The organism is Streptomyces sp. NPDC057694 (assembly GCF_042799415.1).
In the GTDB taxonomy this organism is placed as follows: domain Bacteria; phylum Actinomycetota; class Actinomycetes; order Streptomycetales; family Streptomycetaceae; genus Streptomyces.
The window spans coordinates 430,819-448,267 of the sequence record NZ_JBHVIX010000003.1 but is presented as its reverse complement, the minus strand read 5'-3'; the positions used below and the strand labels follow the sequence as shown (position 1 = coordinate 448,267).

15 protein-coding genes are annotated in these 17,449 nt (G+C 71.8%); 5 read left to right on the top strand and 10 right to left on the bottom strand.

The annotated features are described in order from the left end of the window. The first annotated feature begins 18 nt into the window (after positions 1–18). Entirely contained in the window at positions 19–1,125 is a 1,107-nt protein-coding gene (locus ACFVDP_RS11910) for an acyltransferase (RefSeq protein WP_383487137.1), read from the top strand. Between the two features lie 239 nt (positions 1,126–1,364). Next, positions 1,365–2,444 (top strand): acyltransferase family protein, encoded by a 1,080-nt coding sequence (locus tag ACFVDP_RS11905; protein ID WP_383487362.1) that lies wholly within the window; start codon positions 1,365–1,367, stop codon positions 2,442–2,444. Between the two features lie 13 nt (positions 2,445–2,457). On the opposite strand, the gene ACFVDP_RS11900 is transcribed toward ACFVDP_RS11905, so the two are convergent. Further along, positions 2,458–3,138 (bottom strand): TetR/AcrR family transcriptional regulator C-terminal domain-containing protein, encoded by a 681-nt coding sequence (locus ACFVDP_RS11900; RefSeq protein ID WP_383487134.1) that lies wholly within the window; start codon positions 3,136–3,138, stop codon positions 2,458–2,460. A 71-nt stretch (positions 3,139–3,209) separates the two neighbouring features. Here ACFVDP_RS11900 and ACFVDP_RS11895 point away from each other — a divergent pair, with 71 nt between their 5' ends. Next, on the top strand, positions 3,210–4,670 hold the full coding sequence (locus ACFVDP_RS11895) for an FAD-dependent monooxygenase (RefSeq protein ID WP_383487132.1): 1,461 nt from the start codon (positions 3,210–3,212) through the stop codon (positions 4,668–4,670). 2 nt (positions 4,671–4,672) lie between these two features. Here the strand turns inward: ACFVDP_RS11895 and ACFVDP_RS11890 are convergent, their stop codons facing one another. The 3 genes from ACFVDP_RS11890 to ACFVDP_RS11880 all read right to left on the bottom strand — a co-directional run bounded on the left by ACFVDP_RS11890 (position 4,673) and on the right by ACFVDP_RS11880 (position 7,685). After that, positions 4,673–5,257, bottom strand: a complete 585-nt coding sequence (locus tag ACFVDP_RS11890) for a Uma2 family endonuclease (RefSeq protein ID WP_383487129.1) — start codon at positions 5,255–5,257, stop codon at positions 4,673–4,675. 94 nt (positions 5,258–5,351) lie between these two features. Continuing rightward, a complete protein-coding gene (gene leuE / locus ACFVDP_RS11885; RefSeq protein WP_383487126.1) occupies positions 5,352–6,008 on the bottom strand; it encodes a leucine efflux protein LeuE in 657 nt (218 codons plus the stop codon). Between the two features lie 87 nt (positions 6,009–6,095). Then, positions 6,096–7,685 carry a methylmalonyl-CoA mutase gene (locus ACFVDP_RS11880; protein WP_383487123.1) on the bottom strand — a complete coding sequence of 530 codons (1,590 nt, stop codon included), beginning with the start codon at positions 7,683–7,685 and terminating at the stop codon, positions 6,096–6,098. Between the two features lie 133 nt (positions 7,686–7,818). Here ACFVDP_RS11880 and ACFVDP_RS11875 point away from each other — a divergent pair, with 133 nt between their 5' ends. Further along, entirely contained in the window at positions 7,819–8,679 is an 861-nt protein-coding gene (locus ACFVDP_RS11875) for a L,D-transpeptidase family protein (protein ID WP_383487121.1), read from the top strand. Between the two features lie 225 nt (positions 8,680–8,904). Here the strand turns inward: ACFVDP_RS11875 and ACFVDP_RS11870 are convergent, their stop codons facing one another. From ACFVDP_RS11870 to ACFVDP_RS11845, 6 genes are all read right to left on the bottom strand, one after another. Beyond that, positions 8,905–9,963, bottom strand: a complete 1,059-nt coding sequence (locus ACFVDP_RS11870) for an extensin (RefSeq protein ID WP_383487118.1) — start codon at positions 9,961–9,963, stop codon at positions 8,905–8,907. Continuing rightward, positions 9,963–10,637 carry an RNA polymerase sigma factor gene (locus ACFVDP_RS11865; RefSeq protein WP_383487117.1) on the bottom strand — a complete coding sequence of 225 codons (675 nt, stop codon included), beginning with the start codon at positions 10,635–10,637 and terminating at the stop codon, positions 9,963–9,965. Before ACFVDP_RS11865 ends, ACFVDP_RS11870 begins: the two co-directional genes overlap by 1 nt. Positions 10,638–10,912: 275 nt before the next feature. Beyond that, complete coding sequence (locus ACFVDP_RS11860; RefSeq protein ID WP_383487114.1) at positions 10,913–11,500, bottom strand: hypothetical protein; 588 nt, start codon at positions 11,498–11,500, stop codon at positions 10,913–10,915. A gap of 34 nt (positions 11,501–11,534) precedes the next feature. Continuing rightward, positions 11,535–12,158 carry an RNA polymerase sigma factor gene (locus ACFVDP_RS11855; RefSeq protein ID WP_383487111.1) on the bottom strand — a complete coding sequence of 208 codons (624 nt, stop codon included), beginning with the start codon at positions 12,156–12,158 and terminating at the stop codon, positions 11,535–11,537. A gap of 89 nt (positions 12,159–12,247) precedes the next feature. After that, a complete protein-coding gene (locus ACFVDP_RS11850; protein ID WP_383487109.1) occupies positions 12,248–12,700 on the bottom strand; it encodes a hypothetical protein in 453 nt (150 codons plus the stop codon). A gap of 219 nt (positions 12,701–12,919) precedes the next feature. Beyond that, positions 12,920–14,287: a glutamate decarboxylase gene (locus ACFVDP_RS11845; RefSeq protein WP_383487106.1), complete on the bottom strand. Its 1,368-nt coding sequence runs from the start codon at positions 14,285–14,287 to the stop codon at positions 12,920–12,922. 325 nt (positions 14,288–14,612) lie between these two features. Here ACFVDP_RS11845 and ACFVDP_RS11840 point away from each other — a divergent pair, with 325 nt between their 5' ends. Then, positions 14,613–17,318, top strand: a complete 2,706-nt coding sequence (locus ACFVDP_RS11840) for an N-acetylmuramoyl-L-alanine amidase (protein WP_383487103.1) — start codon at positions 14,613–14,615, stop codon at positions 17,316–17,318. Positions 17,319–17,449: the final 131 nt, after the last annotated feature.

The following is a 17,449-nucleotide window of genomic DNA, read 5'->3' as shown; positions in this document are numbered from 1 at the left end:
GCCTCCGAAAGGCGCGCCGTGCAACCCGAGACGACCCTCAGCCCGCCCGAGACCGCGGAGACCCAGGCCGCCGCTGCCGCCCCGGCCGTCGTGGTGCAGCCGGCCGCGCCGCGCGAGCACCGCTTCGACGTCGACCTGATGCGGCTGCTGTGCTCCGCCATCGTCATGCTGGGGCACGTCGGCTCCCAGTTCATCCGCTCCACGGGCAACGACCCGGCGAACGGCGCCGGTTCGTACTGGGCGGGGCACGTCGCCGAGGCGATCAACCCGTTCGCCGTCCCGATGTACTTCGCGATAGCCGGGTGGGCGGTGCTCGTGGGCGCGCCGCCGAAGGACAGCGCCCGCATGTGGAAGCGGCTCGTGCGCAACACGGTGCCGCTCTTCGCGTGGACCGCGGTGTATCTGCTGTGGGCGTGGCTGCGCGACCGCAACGAGCGGCCCATGACCGAGCTGGCGGCGGACTCCCTCGTCGGTTCGGTGGAGCCCGCGTACCACCTGTGGTTCATGTACACGTACATCCCGATCATCGTGCTCCTCGCGTTCGCGATGCTGATCCGGGCGGGCAAGCGTCCGTGGGGCCTGGGCGCCGTGCTGCTAGGCATCGCCGTGCTGCCCAGCGTGCTGAGCACCATCACGGAGACCACCGGCCACGAAATGCCCACCGTGGCCTGGGGGTTCAGCACGTACTCGGTGGTGTACGCGGTCGGCGGCGCGATGCTCTTCGCCATTCCGGCCGGGGTCGTGCGGTGGCGCAAGGCGCTGCTGGTCCTGCTGCCGATCGCCATGGCGGCGTGCCTCTGGTACAACACGCAGGTCCACTACGTGATCCCGAACGCCCACCTGTTCGTGGCCGTCAGCTTCATCTGTGTGCTGCTGCTGGTCAGCCGGGTCAACATCCCGGAGAAGTGGCGGCCGTTGCTGCAGAAGCTGGCCGGCGCCGCGCTGGGCGCGTACATGGTGCACGTGCTGTTCGTCGAGGAGATCGTCCGGCCGCTGGTGTCGCCGGACTGGAGCGGTCCGGTGGCGGGACTGATCCTGGTCGGTCTGCTCGCCACGGTCATGGCGCTGTCGTTCGCGACGAGCATGCTGTGGGGCCGGCTGAACCTGCGCCGCCTTCTCGGCTGACAACGGGTGGCCGACAACGGGTGACCGGCGGATGACGTTCTCACGAGCAGTCGGCGAACCGGTCCCGCCACGCTCCAACTCCTGCTGTGCCGCTGCCTAGTGTGGGCTGTGACCCGCCGCCGCCTTCGCGGCACCACGACGCACAGCAGGGAGCAGCACCCGTGACCGAGACGGTCGTCAGCACGCCGGACACCGCGCCGACGACCGCCGTACCGTCCGGCGGCGACGGGACGGACCGGCTGCCGACACCCTCCCGCCCGCGGGGCGGGGGCGACGGCCGGCTGCGCGCCCTGGACGGGCTGCGGCTGGTCGCCGCGCTGATGGTCGCGGCCTATCACTACGGCGGCCGGGGCGGTGACGTCGCCACCGCCTGGGGCACGTCGCCGCGCGAGCAGTTCCCCACGCTGAGTGGCCTGTTCGCGTACGGCTGCCTGGGCGTGCAGGTCTTCTTCGTCATCAGCGGTTTCGTCATCTGCCGCAGCGGCTGGGGCCGGCCGCTGCGGTCGTTCTTCGCGTCCCGCGTGGCCCGGCTCTTTCCCGCGTACTGGGTGGCGGTCGTCCTGGTGACGGCCGTCTTCGCGCTGCCGATGGTCGCCTACGCGACGGTCTCGCCCAGCGACGCGCTGCTGAACCTCACGATGCTCCAGCAACCACTGGGCGCCGACCGGGTGCTGGGCGTGTGCTGGACCCTGTGGGCGGAGCTGCGCTTCTACGCCCTGTTCGCCCTGTGCGTGGTGCTGCCGGGCGCGACCCGGCAGCGCGTCGTGCTGTTCTGCGCGGTGTGGACCCTGGCGGCGGCGCTGGCCCAGGCCTCGGGCGAGCCGTTCCTCGGGGTGCTCCTCATGCCCGAGTACGCGCCGTTCTTCATCGGCGGCATCGGCCTGTACCTGGTCCACCGCGACCGGCGGGACGTCCTGGCCTGGGGAATCGTCGCGGTCGGCTGGGCGATCGGCCAGCACTACGCGGTGGCGGGCCTGTGGCACGCGCCGGACCCGCACGCTTTCTCGCAGCGCTCGTCGCTCGGCATCGTCGCGGTGGTCACGCTGGGCTTCGCGGCGGTCGCGGCGATCGCCACGGGCCGGCTGACCTGGGCGAACTGGCGCTGGCTCACGACGGCGGGCGCGCTGACGTACCCCTTCTACCTGGTCCACGAGCACCTGGGCTGGGTGGTGATCGGCTTCCTGCACCGGCGCGTCGGGCTGCCGTCGTCGGTCACGATCGCGGGGACGGTGGCGTCGATGCTGGTCCTCGCCTGGCTGGTGAACCGGTACGTGGAGCGGTGGGCGACGCCGCGGCTGCGCGGGGCGCTCGCCCCGTGATCCGGGGCGCTCCTCAGCGCACCCCGTACCGCGCCTCGATCCCCGCGACGATCAGCCGCAGCCCTTCCTCGAACCGCTCGTCGAACCCGGTGAACAGGTGCTCTCCCGCGGCCGCGGCGAGCGGATAGTCGGCCAGCATCTCGGCGCGCTCCGCCACGTCGTAGCCGGGGCGCCGCTCGCCGGGCAGCGGCTGCACACCCTGCTCCTCGGTGACGAACCCGAGCGTGAACATCCATACGGTGGAACTCGCCCAGGCGGCCTGGTCCGCGCCGAATCCGGCCTCCGTCAGGAAGCGCAGATTCGCCTCCATGCCGGGGCCGTGGTCGGTCCCGGTGAACTGTGAGCCGCTGAAGACCCGGGCGCCGTCGCGATAGCGCAGCAGCGTGGCGCGCAACTGGCGGCTGCCGAGCATCAGCCACTCCTGCCAGGAGCCCTGGGGCTCATGGGCGACGCCCGCCTCTCCGGCGCCGACCATCCGCCGGAACATCACGGTCGCCATCTCGTCGAGCAGCGCCTGCTTGTTCTTGAAGTGCCAGTACAGGGCGGGCGCCTGCACGTTCAGCTCCTTGGCGATGGCGCGCAGCGTCAGCCCTTCCAGACCCACGTCGTTCAGCAGATCCAGGGCGGTGTCGGCTACGTGCGCCTTGTCGAGCTTCGGCTTCTTGGCGTCTTTCGGGTTCTTTTCGTCGGCCACGCTTGACAGTTTAACGCCGTTAAGGCGATGCTCGGCACATCGAACTTAACGACGTTAAGGAGAGGGTGGCGATGACGGACGTGGCGACGATGACAGACGTGCTGATCGTGGGCGCGGGCCCGACAGGCCTGGTGCTGGCGGCGGATCTGGCCCGGCGCGGGGTGGACGCCCTGCTGGTGGAGCGGGCGGACGGCCTGTTCCCCGGCTCGCGCGGCAAGGGACTGCAACCGCGCACGCAGGAGGTGCTGTACGACCTCGGGGTGCTGGACGCCGTCCGCGCGGCCGGCACGGAGTACCCGACGATGCGGATCTGGGAGGGCGACGCACCCGGCCAGGAGTGGGACATGATGGAGCGCTCCGAGCCGAGCGAGCAGGTGCCGTTCCCCAATGGCTGGCTGATACCGCAGGCCCGCACGCAGGAGGTGCTGTACGCACGGCTGCGGGAGCTGGGCGGCGGGGTGCGGTTCGGTGCCGCGCTGACGGACCTCGCGCAGGACCCGGCCGGTGTGACGGCGACGCTCGCGGACGGCTCGACGGTCCGCGCGCGGTACGCGGTGGCGGCGGACGGCGGCCGCTCCACGGTCCGCGCGGCCCTCGGCATCGGCATGACCGGGGAGACGGTGGACGCGAAGCCGATGCTGGTCGCGGACGTGCGGATCACGGACGACGCCCCGGTCCCGGACACGCACTGGCACGTGTGGCCGAAGGCGGCGGAGGGCACGGTGGCGTTCTGCCCGCTGCCGTCGGCGCCGGACGGCGGCCGGGTCTTCCAGCTGGCCGCGCAGTACGCGGACGAGTCGGCACTCCCCGACACCTCGCCGGCGGGCGTGGCCAAGCTCCTCGCGGCCCGTACGGTGCTCGCCGAGGAGCACGTCGCCGAGGTGCTCTGGGCCTCGGACTTCCGGGCGCGGGCGGCACTGGCGGACCGCTTCCGCTCGGGCCGGGTCTTCCTGGCGGGCGACGCCGCGCACATCCACTCCCCGGCGGGCGGCCAGGGGCTGAACACGAGCGTGCAGGACGCGTACAACCTGTCGTGGAAGCTGGCGGCCGTCCTCGCCGGTGCCCCCGAGTCGCTGCTGGACACCTATGAGGAGGAGCGGATACCGGTCGCGGCGGGCATTCTCGGTGTCAGCACCCGCATCCACCGCTCGAAGACCCCGGTCCGGCGCGGCGGCGAACTGCGCCAACTGGGCATCGGCTACCGGGAGTCGGCGCTGACCGTGGAGACTCGCGGGGAGCTGTCCGAGGACGCGCTGCGGGCGGGCGACCGGGCGCCGGACGGCCGGCCCGGCGGCATCCGCCTCTTCGACGCCTTCCGCGGCCCGCACTGGACGCTGCTCGCGGTGGGGGTGGACGGTGCCGCGCTGCCACAACTGGACAGCGAGTCGGTCCGCACGGTCACGGTCCCGGCGTACGAGGCGTACGGCACCGGTGTCTTCCTGGTGCGGCCGGACGGCTATGTCGGGTGGGCCGGGGATGCGGCGGAGGGGGTGGTGGAGTATCTGGCGGGGGTCGGCGTCGGGAAAGGGTGACGTCAGTCGCCGTCACCGTCGAGGAGGACGTCGACGGGCAGCTCCAGCGTCACGCCGACGCTCTCCGGCACGGGGACCGTCTCCCCTCGCTTGTAGACGGTGCGCTCGGCGTAGGAATCACCCAGCGGTTCGCTGTACAGCACCACCTGGTCGTGCTTGCGATCGGCGACGACGTAGACCGGGATGCGTGCCCCGGCGTAGGACTCGACCTTCGTGATGAGGTCGTTCTCCCAGTTGGACGAGGTCACTTCGAGAACGAGTCGGAAGACGTTCGCGGCGTAGTAGTTCTGCTTGACGTGAGCGTCCTTGTAGTCGGCCTCGACGATCGCCCAGTCCGGCTCGGCGCGGTCGTCCGGTCCGGTGCCGAGCCAGAGGCCGATGCCGGGCAGCCCCTTGACCCCGGCGTCTCGCCCTCCAACTTGCCGGAAGAGGTAGACGAGCTCTCCCACAGTTTCCTGGTGCGGTCCGTCCGGCGGCGGTGTCCCGACGATGTTCCCCTTGAGGACCTCCACACGGTGCCTGGGCAGCGCCTTGGACAGACGGTCGGCAGCTTCATCGATCGTCATCTCGTGCAGTACGGCAGCCACGGCATCCTCCTTGGGGAGTCACACTCCACGAGCGTAACCGGCAGTGCAGGAGATCCGCCCCGGATCACTCGAGCGAGTCCCGCCCGCCGGAGCCCTACACGCTGGCCAGCGACAGCTTCACGGCGAAGCCCAGGAACAGCACCCCGGCCGCCGAGGTGGCACCGGCCGACAGCCGCCTGCGGCGGCGGAAGGCGGCGGCGAGGCGGGTGCCGCTGAAGATCAGCGCCGAGAGGTACAGCACGCTCGCGACCTGGGCGAAGGCACCGAGGACCACGAAGGAGAGCGCCGGGTAGGCATAGGAGGGGTCCACGAACTGTACGAAGAAGGCGATGAAGAACAGGATCGCCTTCGGGTTGAGGAGGCTGATCACGAAGGCACGGCGGAACGGACGCTCCTGGGCCTCCTTGGCCGCGTCCCCGGACACCTCGGCGGCGAGCCGCTCGCGCCGGGTGCGCCACATCGACACGGCGGCGCGCAGCATGCCGATCGCGAGCCAGGTGAGATAGCCGGCGCCCGCGTACTTCACGATGCTGAAGATCACGGCGTTGGCCTGGAGCAGGGAGGCGACTCCGGCGGCGGACAGGGTCATCAGCACGGTGTCCCCGCACCAGACTCCGGCGGCCCCCTTGTAGCCGGTGCGGATGCCCCGGCGGGCGGCGAGGGAGAGCACATACAGCGAGTTCGGCCCCGGGAGAAGGATGATGAGGACGAGACCCGCGAGATAGGTCGGAAGATCGATGACACCCAGCATGCCCGGAGTGTCGCACATGGGTACGACACTCCGCGCAGGGGTTTCACATCACGGGAGCGGTCACCGAGAAGATCAAGGAAGTGCAGGTCAGAAGGTGTCCGAGGGGACGTAGGTGCCCCACACCTCGCGCAGCGCGTCGCAGACCTCGCCGACGGTGGCGCGGGCGCGCAGGGCGTCCTTCATCGGGTAGAGCACGTTGGCGGTGTCCGCGTCGGACCCGGCGGCCTCCTTCAGGGCGGCCAGCGCGGAGTCCACCGCCTTCTGGTCGCGCTCGGCGCGCAGCCGCGCCAGGCGCTCGGCCTGCTGGGCCTCGATGGCGGGGTCGACGCGGAGCGGCTCGTAGGGCTCCTCCTCGTCGAGCTGGTAGCGGTTGACGCCGACCACGACGCGCTCGCCGGAGTCGGTCTCCTGCGCGATGCGGTAGGCGGAGCGCTCGATCTCGGACTTCTGGAAGCCGTGCTCGATCGCGCTGACCGCGCCGCCCAGGTCCTCGACCCGCTCCATGAGGGCGAGGGCGGCCGCCTCCACGTCGTCGGTCATCTTCTCCACCACGTAGGACCCGGCGAAGGGGTCGACGGTGGCGGTCACGTCGGTCTCGTAGGCGAGGACCTGCTGGGTGCGCAGGGCGAGCCGGGCGGACTTGTCGGTCGGCAGCGCGATGGCCTCGTCGAAGGAGTTGGTGTGCAGCGACTGGGTGCCGCCGAGGACGGCGCCGAGGCCCTGGACGGCGACCCGGACCAGGTTGACCTCCGGCTGCTGGGCGGTCAGCTGGACGCCGGCCGTCTGGGTGTGGAAGCGGAGCATCAGCGACTTGGGGTTCTCGGCGCCGAACTCCTCCTTCATCACCCGGGCCCAGATGCGGCGCGCGGCACGGAACTTGGCGACCTCCTCGAGGATCGTCGTCCGGGCCACGAAGAAGAAGGACAGGCGCGGGGCGAAGTCGTCGACGTCCATGCCGGCGGCGACGGCGGTGCGCACGTACTCGATGCCGTCGGCGAGGGTGAAGGCGATCTCCTGCGCGGGCGAGGCCCCCGCCTCCGCCATGTGGTAGCCGGAGATCGAGATGGTGTTCCACTTCGGGATCTCGGCCTTGCAGTACTTGAAGATGTCCGCGATCAGCCGGAGGGAGGGCTTGGGCGGGAAGATGTAGGTGCCGCGGGCGATGTACTCCTTGAGCACGTCGTTCTGGATCGTGCCGGTGAGCTTCTCCGCCGGCACTCCCTGCTCCTCACCCACCAGTTGGTACATGAGCAGCAGGAGGGCGGCGGGGGCGTTGATCGTCATCGACGTCGACACCTTGTCCAGGGGGATGCCGTCGAAGAGCACCCGCATGTCGTCGACCGAGTCGATGGCGACACCGACCTTGCCGACCTCGCCCGAGGCGAGGGGCGCGTCGCTGTCGTGGCCCATCTGGGTCGGCAGGTCGAAGGCGACCGACAGGCCCGTCGTGCCGTTGGCGATGAGCTGCTGGTAGCGGGCGTTGGACTCCACCGCCGTGCCGAAGCCCGCGTACTGGCGCATCGTCCAGGGACGGCCGGTGTACATGGTCGGGTAGACGCCGCGTGTGAAGGGGTACGCGCCCGGTTCGCCGAGCTGCTGATCCGGGTCCCAGCCGTCGAGAGCTGTCGGGCCGTAGACCGGCTCGATGGGCAGTCCGGACTCGGTTGCGCGCGCCATGGTGGTGCCTCCAGCGGTTACTTACCAGTAGTCATCGACCCTCGGGACGGACTGTAGCGGCAGTTCGCAACGTTTCGGCGGCGGGAAGCATCAGTAGAGACACAGGAGAACGACGCGACAGACGGGGGACGTCATGCGGACAGCTGTCCTAAGGAGAATTCTCGCCGCCGCCGGGGTGCTCGCCCTTGTCGGCGGCTGTAAGGCTCAGGTGGTGGAGGGATCGTCGTCGAACCCGTCGGCCAAGGCGCCTTCGTCCGCGTCGGCATCGGCATCGGCGTCCGGGTCGGCTTCGGGCACGTCGGGCGGTGACGCCAAGCCGTCCGGATCCGCGTCCGCGTCGGCCTCCGCGCCCGCTCAGCCGGGCAGGACCCTGTGGGCGCCGGGTGCCAAGGGGCAGGAGGTGCGGGAGTTGCAGGCGCGGCTGCGGCAGGTGGCGTGGCTGTTCGACGGGCCGACGGGGACGTACGGAGCCTCGACGACCGAGGCGGTCAAGGGCTTCCAGGGCAAGCGCGGGCTGCCGCGCACGGGGACGACCGACACCGTGACCTGGCAGCGGCTGCTGAAGATGACGCACGAGCCGAACAGGGACGAGCTGTACGCCTCTGGCGGCCAGCCCGCGGCGAAGCCGGATCCGCGCTGCATGACGGGCCGGGCGCTGTGCATCAGCAAGACCAGCAGGACGCTGTCGTGGATGGTGGACGGCAAGCGGCTGATGACGACGGACGTGCGGTTCGGGTCCCAGTACACCCCCACCCGCGAGGGCGTCTTCCACGTGGACTTCAAGTCCCGGCACCACGTCTCGACGATCTACCACACGCCGATGCCGTACGCGATGTTCTTCAGCGGGGGCCAGGCGGTGCACTACTCGTCGGACTTCGCGGCCCGCGGTTACGCCGGCGCCTCGCACGGCTGCGTGAACGTCAGGGACGAGGCGAAGATCGCGAGCCTGTTCGCCCAGGTCCGCACCGGCGACAAGGTCGTCGTCTACTGGTGAGGAGGGGCGGCGGGAGATGTTGAGCGGCGTGGGTGGGACCGGGGGAACGTGTCCCACCCACGCCAGTGGCACTGAGCCGAAGGTACGGGGGGAACCCCGGCTCGTGCGCGGCCGATGACCAGTCGGCTCACTCAGTACTGCGTCACAGGCCCCAAAAACGTCACACCCGTTGCGTAGATTTTTCTACGGGGATTTCTGGGGGCCGCGTTTTCGCAGGTCAACGCCTTAAGAGGCGGACGGTGAGGGCGCTGCGGTGGGGAGCTGCGGGGCCGCGCTGTAGGACGGGTTCGGGCTCGTGCCGGGTGTGACGGTGTGGAAGCGAATGTCGTCGTCGCCGCTGCCGACGCTGTTGGTGTGGGTGTTGTTGCCGGGGCCGTTGCCGAATCCGTAGCCGTTGCCGGGTCCGTTGCTCCCGCTGTCCTCGTCGCCGTCCGGGCCGCCGTCCTGGCCGTCGGCCCCGGAGGTGTGGTCGTCGGCGTCGGCGAGCACCCGGTCGCAGATTCTGGCGATGTCGGCGGGTCCCCGTCCGTATCTCTCCGCCGAGTCCCGCAGACGCTGCTTCTCCGTGGCGGTCAGCCGCCCGGCGCGGTACTTGACGCAGCCCTTGGTGAGTTCGCGGCGCAACGCCTCGGCCGCCCTGCCGTTCTCGGTCGGTCCGGGTTTCGGGGTGGGCGAGGTGCCCTTGTCCTTCGGGGCCGGCTCCTTGCGGTCCGGGCCGGTGGACGGCCTGTCGGGGTTCGCGGAGCCGTCCGGCAGCGTCTTGTCACCGCCGCCCGTGGGGCTCGGGGACCCCGTGGAGAGCGGCCGGTCGGAGTGGGCGGCGGACACCGAGGAGGCGGGCACCGGGTTGCCCCGGTCGCCGAACGGCGAGGGCAGCACCCCGGTCCCGGCGGCGACGGCGACCCCGCCGACCATGCACGCGGCGAAGGCCGCGGCGAGCCCGAAGCGCACCGGACGGCCCCACCGACGGTTGCCCGCCGGACGGACGGCGGCGCCCGCGCGGTGCCGTCCGGCCCGCCCGGCAGCGGTCGCGGGACTGCCCACGGAGGTCACGGCGGCGTCCATCGCGGACTCGGCGCGGGCCTCACGGAAAGCCGTCAACGCGGCTTCCTCGCCCGGGAGTTCACCGCCGGGACCGGAAGGGACGGCGCTCAGCGCGTCCAGTGTCCCGGTCAGCCGGCCGGCCCGTCGCGCGTCGTCGTCACCGACGGCCTCCAGCGGCTCTCCGCGCAGCACACGCTCCGCCGTGTCGCGGTCCAGCCACCTGTAGTGCTCGTCGGCCATCACATGTCCTTCTGCGTCCGCGTACGCGATTGCGTCACACCGGCGGACGTCACCGTGCTTGTTCTCGGTTGCCTCGGCTGCGGCAGCGCGACGAGGGGGCCGGGCGTTCCCGGGGTCTCCGGAATGTCCGTGCCGAGGAGTTCCGCGAGCCGCTTCAGGCCGCGGTGGGCGGCCGTGCGGACGGCTCCCGGCCGCTTGCCGAGGGTCTGCGCCGCGCTCTTCGCGTCCAGCCCGACGACGACGCGCAGCACGACGGCCTCGGCCTGGTCCTGCGGCAGTTGGGCGATCAGCGCCATGGCGTCGCCGGTGGCGAGGGACTCCATCGCCTCGCCCGCGGTGTCGGAGGAAGCGGGTCTGCCGGTGAGCTCGGTCTCGTCACCGCCTATGGCGGGCCGGCGTCCCCGCATGCGTATGTGGTCCAGGGCGCGATTGCGCGCGATCCGGGCGGCCCAGCCGCGAAACCGGTCGGCGTCGCCCTCGAACCGGTCAAGGTCCCTGGCTATCTGCAGCCAGGACTCCGACGCGACGTCCTCGGCATCGGGCTCGCCGACGAGCGTGCGTAGATATCCGAGCAGCCTCGGATGCACGGCGCGGTACACAGTCCGGAACGCGGCCTCGTCCCCGTCCTGTGCCGCAAGCACCGCGGCGGTCAGCTCCGCGTCGTCCCCCAGCACTCCCAGTCCCTGCCCACTTGGTCTCGTGCGCCCCCAGCGCGAATCAGCACGCTACGGCCTGAAACGCCGCCGCGTCCATGTTTGTACAACGGGCAACCATCGACGCGCACAGCGGGGTGTGACAGAAAACGCACCCTCGGCGCTGAAGGGAGTACGGGCCGCTCGCGACCCGTACCGCGCGGCGGCCGGGGTCTCTCCTGTGGGGGGTGGCGACCTCGGCCGTCCCGTATGCCCGGCCCCGCGTGCCAGGGCGTCCCGCACGCCGGATCCCCGGGTCAGTCCTTGTCGTGGCCACGGGCGAGACCGGGCGGAGTCTTCCCCGAGCCGTGCCCCGCCCCCGCGTTCCCCGGCGCCGGACTGCTCACCGAGGGCGTCGCGCAGCCCTCGGCCGCCCGCTCCGACCGGTTCAGGCCGTGCCCGTTCTCGTACGACTTGCAACGCGCTTGCTCGTCATCGGCCTGTTCCGGACGCGGTGGCAGGACGCCGGTCGTCGGCTTCGCGGGAGCCGTGGTCCGCGGCGCGGCCGGGGCCGGGGCCGGCGACGTCGTCGTCGCGGGGGCGGGCCGGGAGCGCTCGCGGTGTGTGTCGGGGCCGGTCACGGTGCCGATGCCGGCCACCGCGACCCCGCCCACCGCGAGGCTCGCGACGACCGCGCCCACGGCGGCCCGCGCGGACCACCGTGCGCGCCCGCGCCGGGGCCGCCAGTCGTCGCGGCGGCGGGGCGGCGCCGTGAGGGCGCCCGCGTCGCGCGCGGCGCGGAACGCGGCGAGCGCCTGCCGCTCACCGGACGTCCCGTCCGCCTGTCGCGGCCGGACCGCCGCGGCCAGCGCCTCGCCCAGGGTGTGGGCGTGTTCGTCAGTCATCTCGACCCACCCAGCGCGCGAGGACCGTCATCCGTCACTCCTCGCCGCCTTCTGCGCCCTGTTCGTCCTGATCGTGCGTGCCGTCCTCGGTCGCGAGCTGCCGTGCGAGCCGCTTCAGCCCCCGGTACGCCGCCGTGCGCACGGCGCCGGGCCGCTTGCCGAGCACGCGCGCGGCGGCGGGCCCGTCGAGGCCGACGACGACGCGCAGCAGCACCGCCTCGGCCTGGTCGCGGGGCAGTCCCGCGACCAGGGCGAGGGCGCGTTCGGTGGAGAGGATCTCGAAGGCCTGCTCGGCGGTGTTGTGGACGGCGGGCAGATCGAGCACGTCCTGTTCGGTGCCGGACGAGCGGGGCCGCACCTGCTGACGGCGCAGCAGGTCGAGGGCGCGGTAGCGGGCTATGGTCGCGGTCCAGCCGCGGAATCCCGCGCCGTCGCCGCGGAAGCGCCCGAGGTCCCGGGCGATCTCCAGCCAGGCGTCGGAGGCGACGTCCTCGGCCTCGTCGCCGACGAGCCCGCGCAGATAGCCGAGCAGTCCCGGCTGCACGAGCCGGTAGGCCACGGCGAAGGCGCTCTCGTCGCCCGTCTGAGCCCGCGCGACGGCGGCGCCCAGTTCCTCGTCGAAGGCCTGCCCGCGACGAGGCTCCCCTCCCTGCCCCAACCGCTTTCCTCTTCGTACGTCACTCAGGACGGCGGCGCCTCAGCCGTCCACGTTCCCCGAGTCGATCAGCGCCGTCCCGCACAGAAATGTCACAGCGCGGCGCACTCCCGGCCGCCCGGTTCCGCGGTCCGTCGCGCCGTCCGGCCGGGGAGGGTCAGGTAGAAGGTGCGCAGCGACTCCTCCGGGCCGACCTCGTAGCGGTTGACGACCTTGCCCAGCGGGTTCCACACCCGTCCGTCCGGCATCCGTACGCCCACTCCCTGCCCGAAGTAGGCGCGCTGGCCGGCGTCGAGGTCCACCCACACGGCACCGGCCCGGCGGGCGAGCACCTCGCCGACGTACGCGCCGAGTTCGAACAGGACGCCGTCGAGACGGCCGCGTTCCGTGGTGCCCTTCCGCAGCCCGTCGATGAGGAAGTCGACGACGCGCAGGCTGGCGACGGAGTAGTCCAGCGGCAGTCGGGACGAGGCGACGCGCGCGACGAACGCCGCCGCGTGCCGTCGCATGTCGGCGGCCGGCGTGTGGTTCGCGCCCTCTGGCATGGTGAGCCCCCCATTGGCTTCGCTCCGTGTACTCACCAAGCGGGTGGGCGGTCCCCGCTGTCACGGGTGTCGCGCATGTCCCTTCTCACAGCGCGAGTTGAGCGCGTTCGTACAACCCTTTCCGGGATTCGGCCGTCCGGGAGCAGGCGTGGAACGGGCGCGCCCCGGGCCCGCGCCCACCCCACGCCTGCCCCCCGTCTGCCCCCGTCCGCCCCTCGGTCAGCCGAGGGCGAGCGCGGCTCCCCTCTCCGCGGGGACGCCGACGGTGGCCCGCATGACCGTGCGCGCCGCGTTGCGCAGATCGTCGAGGAAGAGCGCGGCGAGCCGGGGCGTGAACCCGGTGCGCACGACGACGCGGAGCACCCAGGTGTCGGTCAGTCCGGTCGGCAGCGGATACGCCGGGACCTGCCAGCCGCGGGCCCGCATGGCCAGCGCGATGCCGCGCTCGTGCAGGCCGAGGGCGTGGGCCCGGTCGGTGAGGCGGAAGGCGAAGGCGGGCAACTCGTCGCCGTCACTGAGGAGTTCGAAGAGGTCGAGGTCGGCGATGCCGGCGGCGAGGCCGCGCGCGGTGCGCCGGGACTCCAGGTGCAGCCGGCGCAGCCCGGCGTGCCCGTACCGGTGGAAGGTGTAGTACTGCGCGGCGACGTGCGAGGCGGGGCGGGTGAAGGTGAGCGAGAAGGTGTTCATCTCGCCGCCCAAGTAGTCGACGTGGTGGACGAGTTCGGCGGGCAGCGCCGCCGCGTCCCGCCACAGGGCCCAGCCGAGCCCGGGGAAGACCTGCCCGTACTTGTGTCCCGAGGTGTTGATCGAGGCGACGCGCGGGAGCTGGAAGTCCCAGAGGAGATCGGGGTCGAGGAAGGGGGCGACCAGGGCGCCGGACGCGCCGTCGACGTGGACGGGGATGTCGTGGCCGGTGGCGGCCTGGATGCCGTCGAGGGCGAGGCACAGGTCGGCGATCGGCTCGTACGACCCGTCGAAGGTCGAGCCGAGGATGCCGACCACGCCGATGGTGCGGTCGTCGCAGTACTCGGCGAGCATCTCCGGGGTGAGGTGCAGCCGGCCGGGCGCGAGCGGGACGAGCCGCGCCTCGACGTCGAAGTACGAGCAGAACTTCTTCCAGCAGACCTGGACGTTGGCGCCCGCGACGATGTTGGGGCGTTCGGTGTCCCGTCCCGCGGCGCGGCGGCGGTGCTCCCAGCGCCGCTTGAGCGCGAGCCCGGCGAGCATGGCGGCCTCGCTGGAGCCGGTGGTGGAGCAGCCGGTGGCGCGGGCCGCGTCGGGGGCGTGCCACAGGTCGGCGAGCATCCGCACGCAGCGCGCCTCCATGTCGGCGACCTGCGGGTACTCGTCGGTGTCGACGAGGTTCTTGTCGGCGGTCTCGGCCATCAGCAGCCGGGCCTCGTCCTCCATCCAGGTCGTGCCGAAGGTGGCGAGGTTGAGACGGCTGCGGCCGTCGAGGAGGAGTTCGTCGCGGATCGCGTCGTAGACGGCGCGGGGCGCGCACTCCTCGCGGGGGAACAGGGTCTCGGCGGGGACGGCGGTGGGAGCGGGGTGGGGGGCGGGGACGGGGGCGGAGGTGTAGGACATGACCTCTCCAGGGCGGATGGCGGCATGAGCCGATCACTGCCGAACCTAGATCGCCGACGGCCCTCTTGACCTGCGTGAATTCACCCACGCGAGGGAGGGGAAACCGAGGTTAGACGCATTCTTTGGCTGCGTGATTGGCGAGCTTTACCCCTTCTTAGGCATATGCCTACACAGCTCTTATGCCCGGACCCCTTGAGTGACGTACAGCACATCAGCACAACGTGTGACGTTCCCCGGCTGTCTTTCGCTGGATAGGACAACTACCCGCGGGACGCGCGGGGCAGGTGGGAAATTCTTCTGTGGACTTATTCAAGGGGTGGGGCAAGTGAGCCCGCGACATTCGCGAGGAAAAGCGCCTGACGCGCGCGCCGCGCACGCGTACAAGCCGCTCAGTCTCAAGCGCAGAGCCTGGATCACGGTCGGGGCCGTCGCGCTGGGCGGCGCGGGCGTGGTCACGTACGCGATGGCCGACCCGGGGACCGGCGTCGACGGCGTGCCCGCCCACCGGGCCGCGACCGTGCACTCCGTGAGCATGCAGACGAAGAGCGACCGCAAGGTCGTACCGCAGAAGTCGACGCAGCTGTTCAGCGCGGTGACGGTGACCTGGAAGGACCCCGAGGACAAGATCGACGGCTCGGCCCAGTTCCGCTCGCGCGACGCGGAGTCGGGCGACTGGAGCGCGTGGACGACGCTGCCGAAGGAGACCATCGACGCGGACGGCGCCGAGCGCGAGCGGGCCGCCCTGCGCGGCGGCACCGCGTCCGTGCCGACGAAGGCCGACGCGGACGGCGTCGAGGTGCGGGTCGTCGACGCCGACGGCAAGGCGTCCGACCTGCCCTCCGGCATGGACGTCAAGCTGATCGACCCGGGCACCGGCTCCGCCAAGGGCCGCAGCGCGGGCATCGAGCCGGCCGCGTACTCCGAGGAGACGACGGCCCCGGCCGGGACCCCGGACCCCTCGGCGACGACGGCCACGGCGACCGCGACGGCTCCCGAGTCCTCCGCGCCGGCCTCGGTCGCGCCGAGCGACACGGCCACGACCTCCGCCTCACCCAGCGCCTCCGCGTCCGAGACGCCCCCCGCGCCCCTCCCGTCGACGGTCGTCAAGCCGCGGATCATCACGCAGGCCCAGTGGGGCGCCGGCACCAACTACGACGGAACGCCGTCGTACGACGCGGAGATCAAGGCCGCCGTCGTGCACCACACCGGCGTCGACTCCGACAACGCGGTGCCCTGCGCCCAGTCCGCGAAGCGGCTGCGCGAGATCCAGCAGGAGCACATCGCCAAGGGCTACTACGACATCGGCTACAACTTCGTGGTCGACCGCTGCGGCCAGATCTTCGAGGGCCGCAGCGGCGGCATGGACCTGCCGGTGCACGGCGCCCACGACTACGGGTTCAACACCGACACGGTCGGCATCTCCTACATCGGCAACTTCGAGTCGGCCAAGCCCACCAAGGCCGCGCTCGACGCGATCTCCCGGGTCGTCGCCTGGAAGTTCGGCCAGTACGGCCTCACGGCGACCGACAAGGTGACCCTGACGTCCAACGGCGACCTCGGCACCGACGGCAACAAGGTGGCGCTCGGCAAGACCATCACGCTGCCCCGCGTCTTCGGCCACAAGGACACCAACTCCACGCTCTGCCCGGGCGCGAACCTGTACCCGAAGCTGAGCCGCATCGCCACGCAGGCCGCCACGGCGGGCATCTCCCACGCGCTGCCCTCGCAGAACCTGACGGGCGACGCCACCTCGGACATCGTCGCGGGCCTCCCGAAGGGCGCGAGCGGCGGCCAGGTCGCCATCGTCCCCGGCGGCGTCTCCGGCCCGACGACCACCGGCAAGAAGCTCATCTCGCAGTCCACCGGGGACATCCCGGGCGCGGGCGAGAGCGGTGACGAGTTCGGCGCGTCCACAGCGACGGGCGACGTCAACGGCGACGGCTACACCGACCTCGTCGTCGGCCAGCCCGGCGAGGACGACACCACAGGGCACAAGGACCGCGGCGCCTACACCATCGTGTACGGCCCGGGCTTCACCACCGGCACCGGCGTGAACCTGGACGCGAGCTACGACCTGTCGGGCGCCCGGTTCGGCTCGGCCGTCGCGGTCGGCGACTTCAACGCGGACGGCACGGCGGACGTCTTCGCCGCCTCCACCGGCTTCGGCGGCACCTGGTCGGCCCGGTACGGCGACGGCTGGGACAGCGACTCCATGATCACCACTTCCGAGGACAAGCTGACCTACGAGGACGCCACGTCCGGCGACTTCAACCGGGACGGCTACGCGGACGTCGCGCTCAACTACCGCGACGGCGCGAACCTCGGCAAGGTCGTCTGGTACAAGGGCGGCGCGGGCGGCCTGCGCAAGGCCGCGACGCTCACGGTCAAGGGCGGCCGCTCCATCGCCTCCGGCGACATCAACGGCGACGGCGTCGACGACATCGTCATCGGCCAGCCCTACACCTCCGAGTCGGCGGCCCACTCGGGCGGCCAGGTCACCGCGGTCTACGGCGTGGCGGGCACCGGCCTCGGCACCAAGGTCACGACGATCCACCAGTCCACCACCGGCGTCCCCGGCGCCTCCGAGGCCGGCGACGCCATGGGCGCCTCGGTCGCGGTCGGCGACTACAACAACGACGGCTACGCGGACGTGCTCACCGGCGCCCCGAACGAGGACATCACCCGCAGCGGCAAGAACCAGTCCAACGCGGGTACGTCGCTGCTCCTGAAGGGCTCCTCGGCCGGCCTGACCGGCACGGGCGCGATCGCGATCTCGCAGGACGAGCCCGGCGTCCCCGGCTCGACCGAGACGAACGACAACCTCGGTTCGTCGGCCGCGCTCACCGACCTGTCCGGCTACGGCCGGGCCGACCTGGTGCTCGGTGTGGCGGGCGAGGACACGGGCAACGGCACGCTGCTCTACGTGCCGAGCAACAGCGGCGGGCTCGGCCTGTCGACGGCCAAGTACTACGGCGTGACGCAGGTCGGCTCCCCGGCCGGCGCCCGCCTGGGCACCAACCTGGCGCCGTGAACCCGGCACCGTAGCCCCCGTACGACCTCGCGCCGTGCCGCTCCCCGGACCCCACCCCGGCCAAAGAGCACCAACCCACCATCCACCCCCCCCGCAGACCAGAACCGTGAATACATACCCCCCCTTCGACG

Bases quoted from the DNA above. Each gene is read 5' to 3' on its own strand.
- ACFVDP_RS11870 (WP_383487118.1), bottom strand. From the start codon at position 9,963: ATGGCCGACGAGCACTACAGGTGGCTGGACCGCGACACGGCGGAGCGT.
- ACFVDP_RS11860 (WP_383487114.1), bottom strand. From the start codon at position 11,500: ATGACTGACGAACACGCCCACACCCTGGGCGAGGCGCTGGCCGCGGCG.
- ACFVDP_RS11875 (WP_383487121.1), top strand. From the start codon at position 7,819: ATGCGGACAGCTGTCCTAAGGAGAATTCTCGCCGCCGCCGGGGTGCTC.
- leuE (WP_383487126.1), bottom strand. From the start codon at position 6,008: ATGCTGGGTGTCATCGATCTTCCGACCTATCTCGCGGGTCTCGTCCTC.
- ACFVDP_RS11850 (WP_383487109.1), bottom strand. From the start codon at position 12,700: ATGCCAGAGGGCGCGAACCACACGCCGGCCGCCGACATGCGACGGCAC.
- ACFVDP_RS11845 (WP_383487106.1), bottom strand. From the start codon at position 14,287: ATGTCCTACACCTCCGCCCCCGTCCCCGCCCCCCACCCCGCTCCCACC.
- ACFVDP_RS11880 (WP_383487123.1), bottom strand. From the start codon at position 7,685: ATGGCGCGCGCAACCGAGTCCGGACTGCCCATCGAGCCGGTCTACGGC.
- ACFVDP_RS11895 (WP_383487132.1), top strand. From the start codon at position 3,210: ATGACGGACGTGGCGACGATGACAGACGTGCTGATCGTGGGCGCGGGC.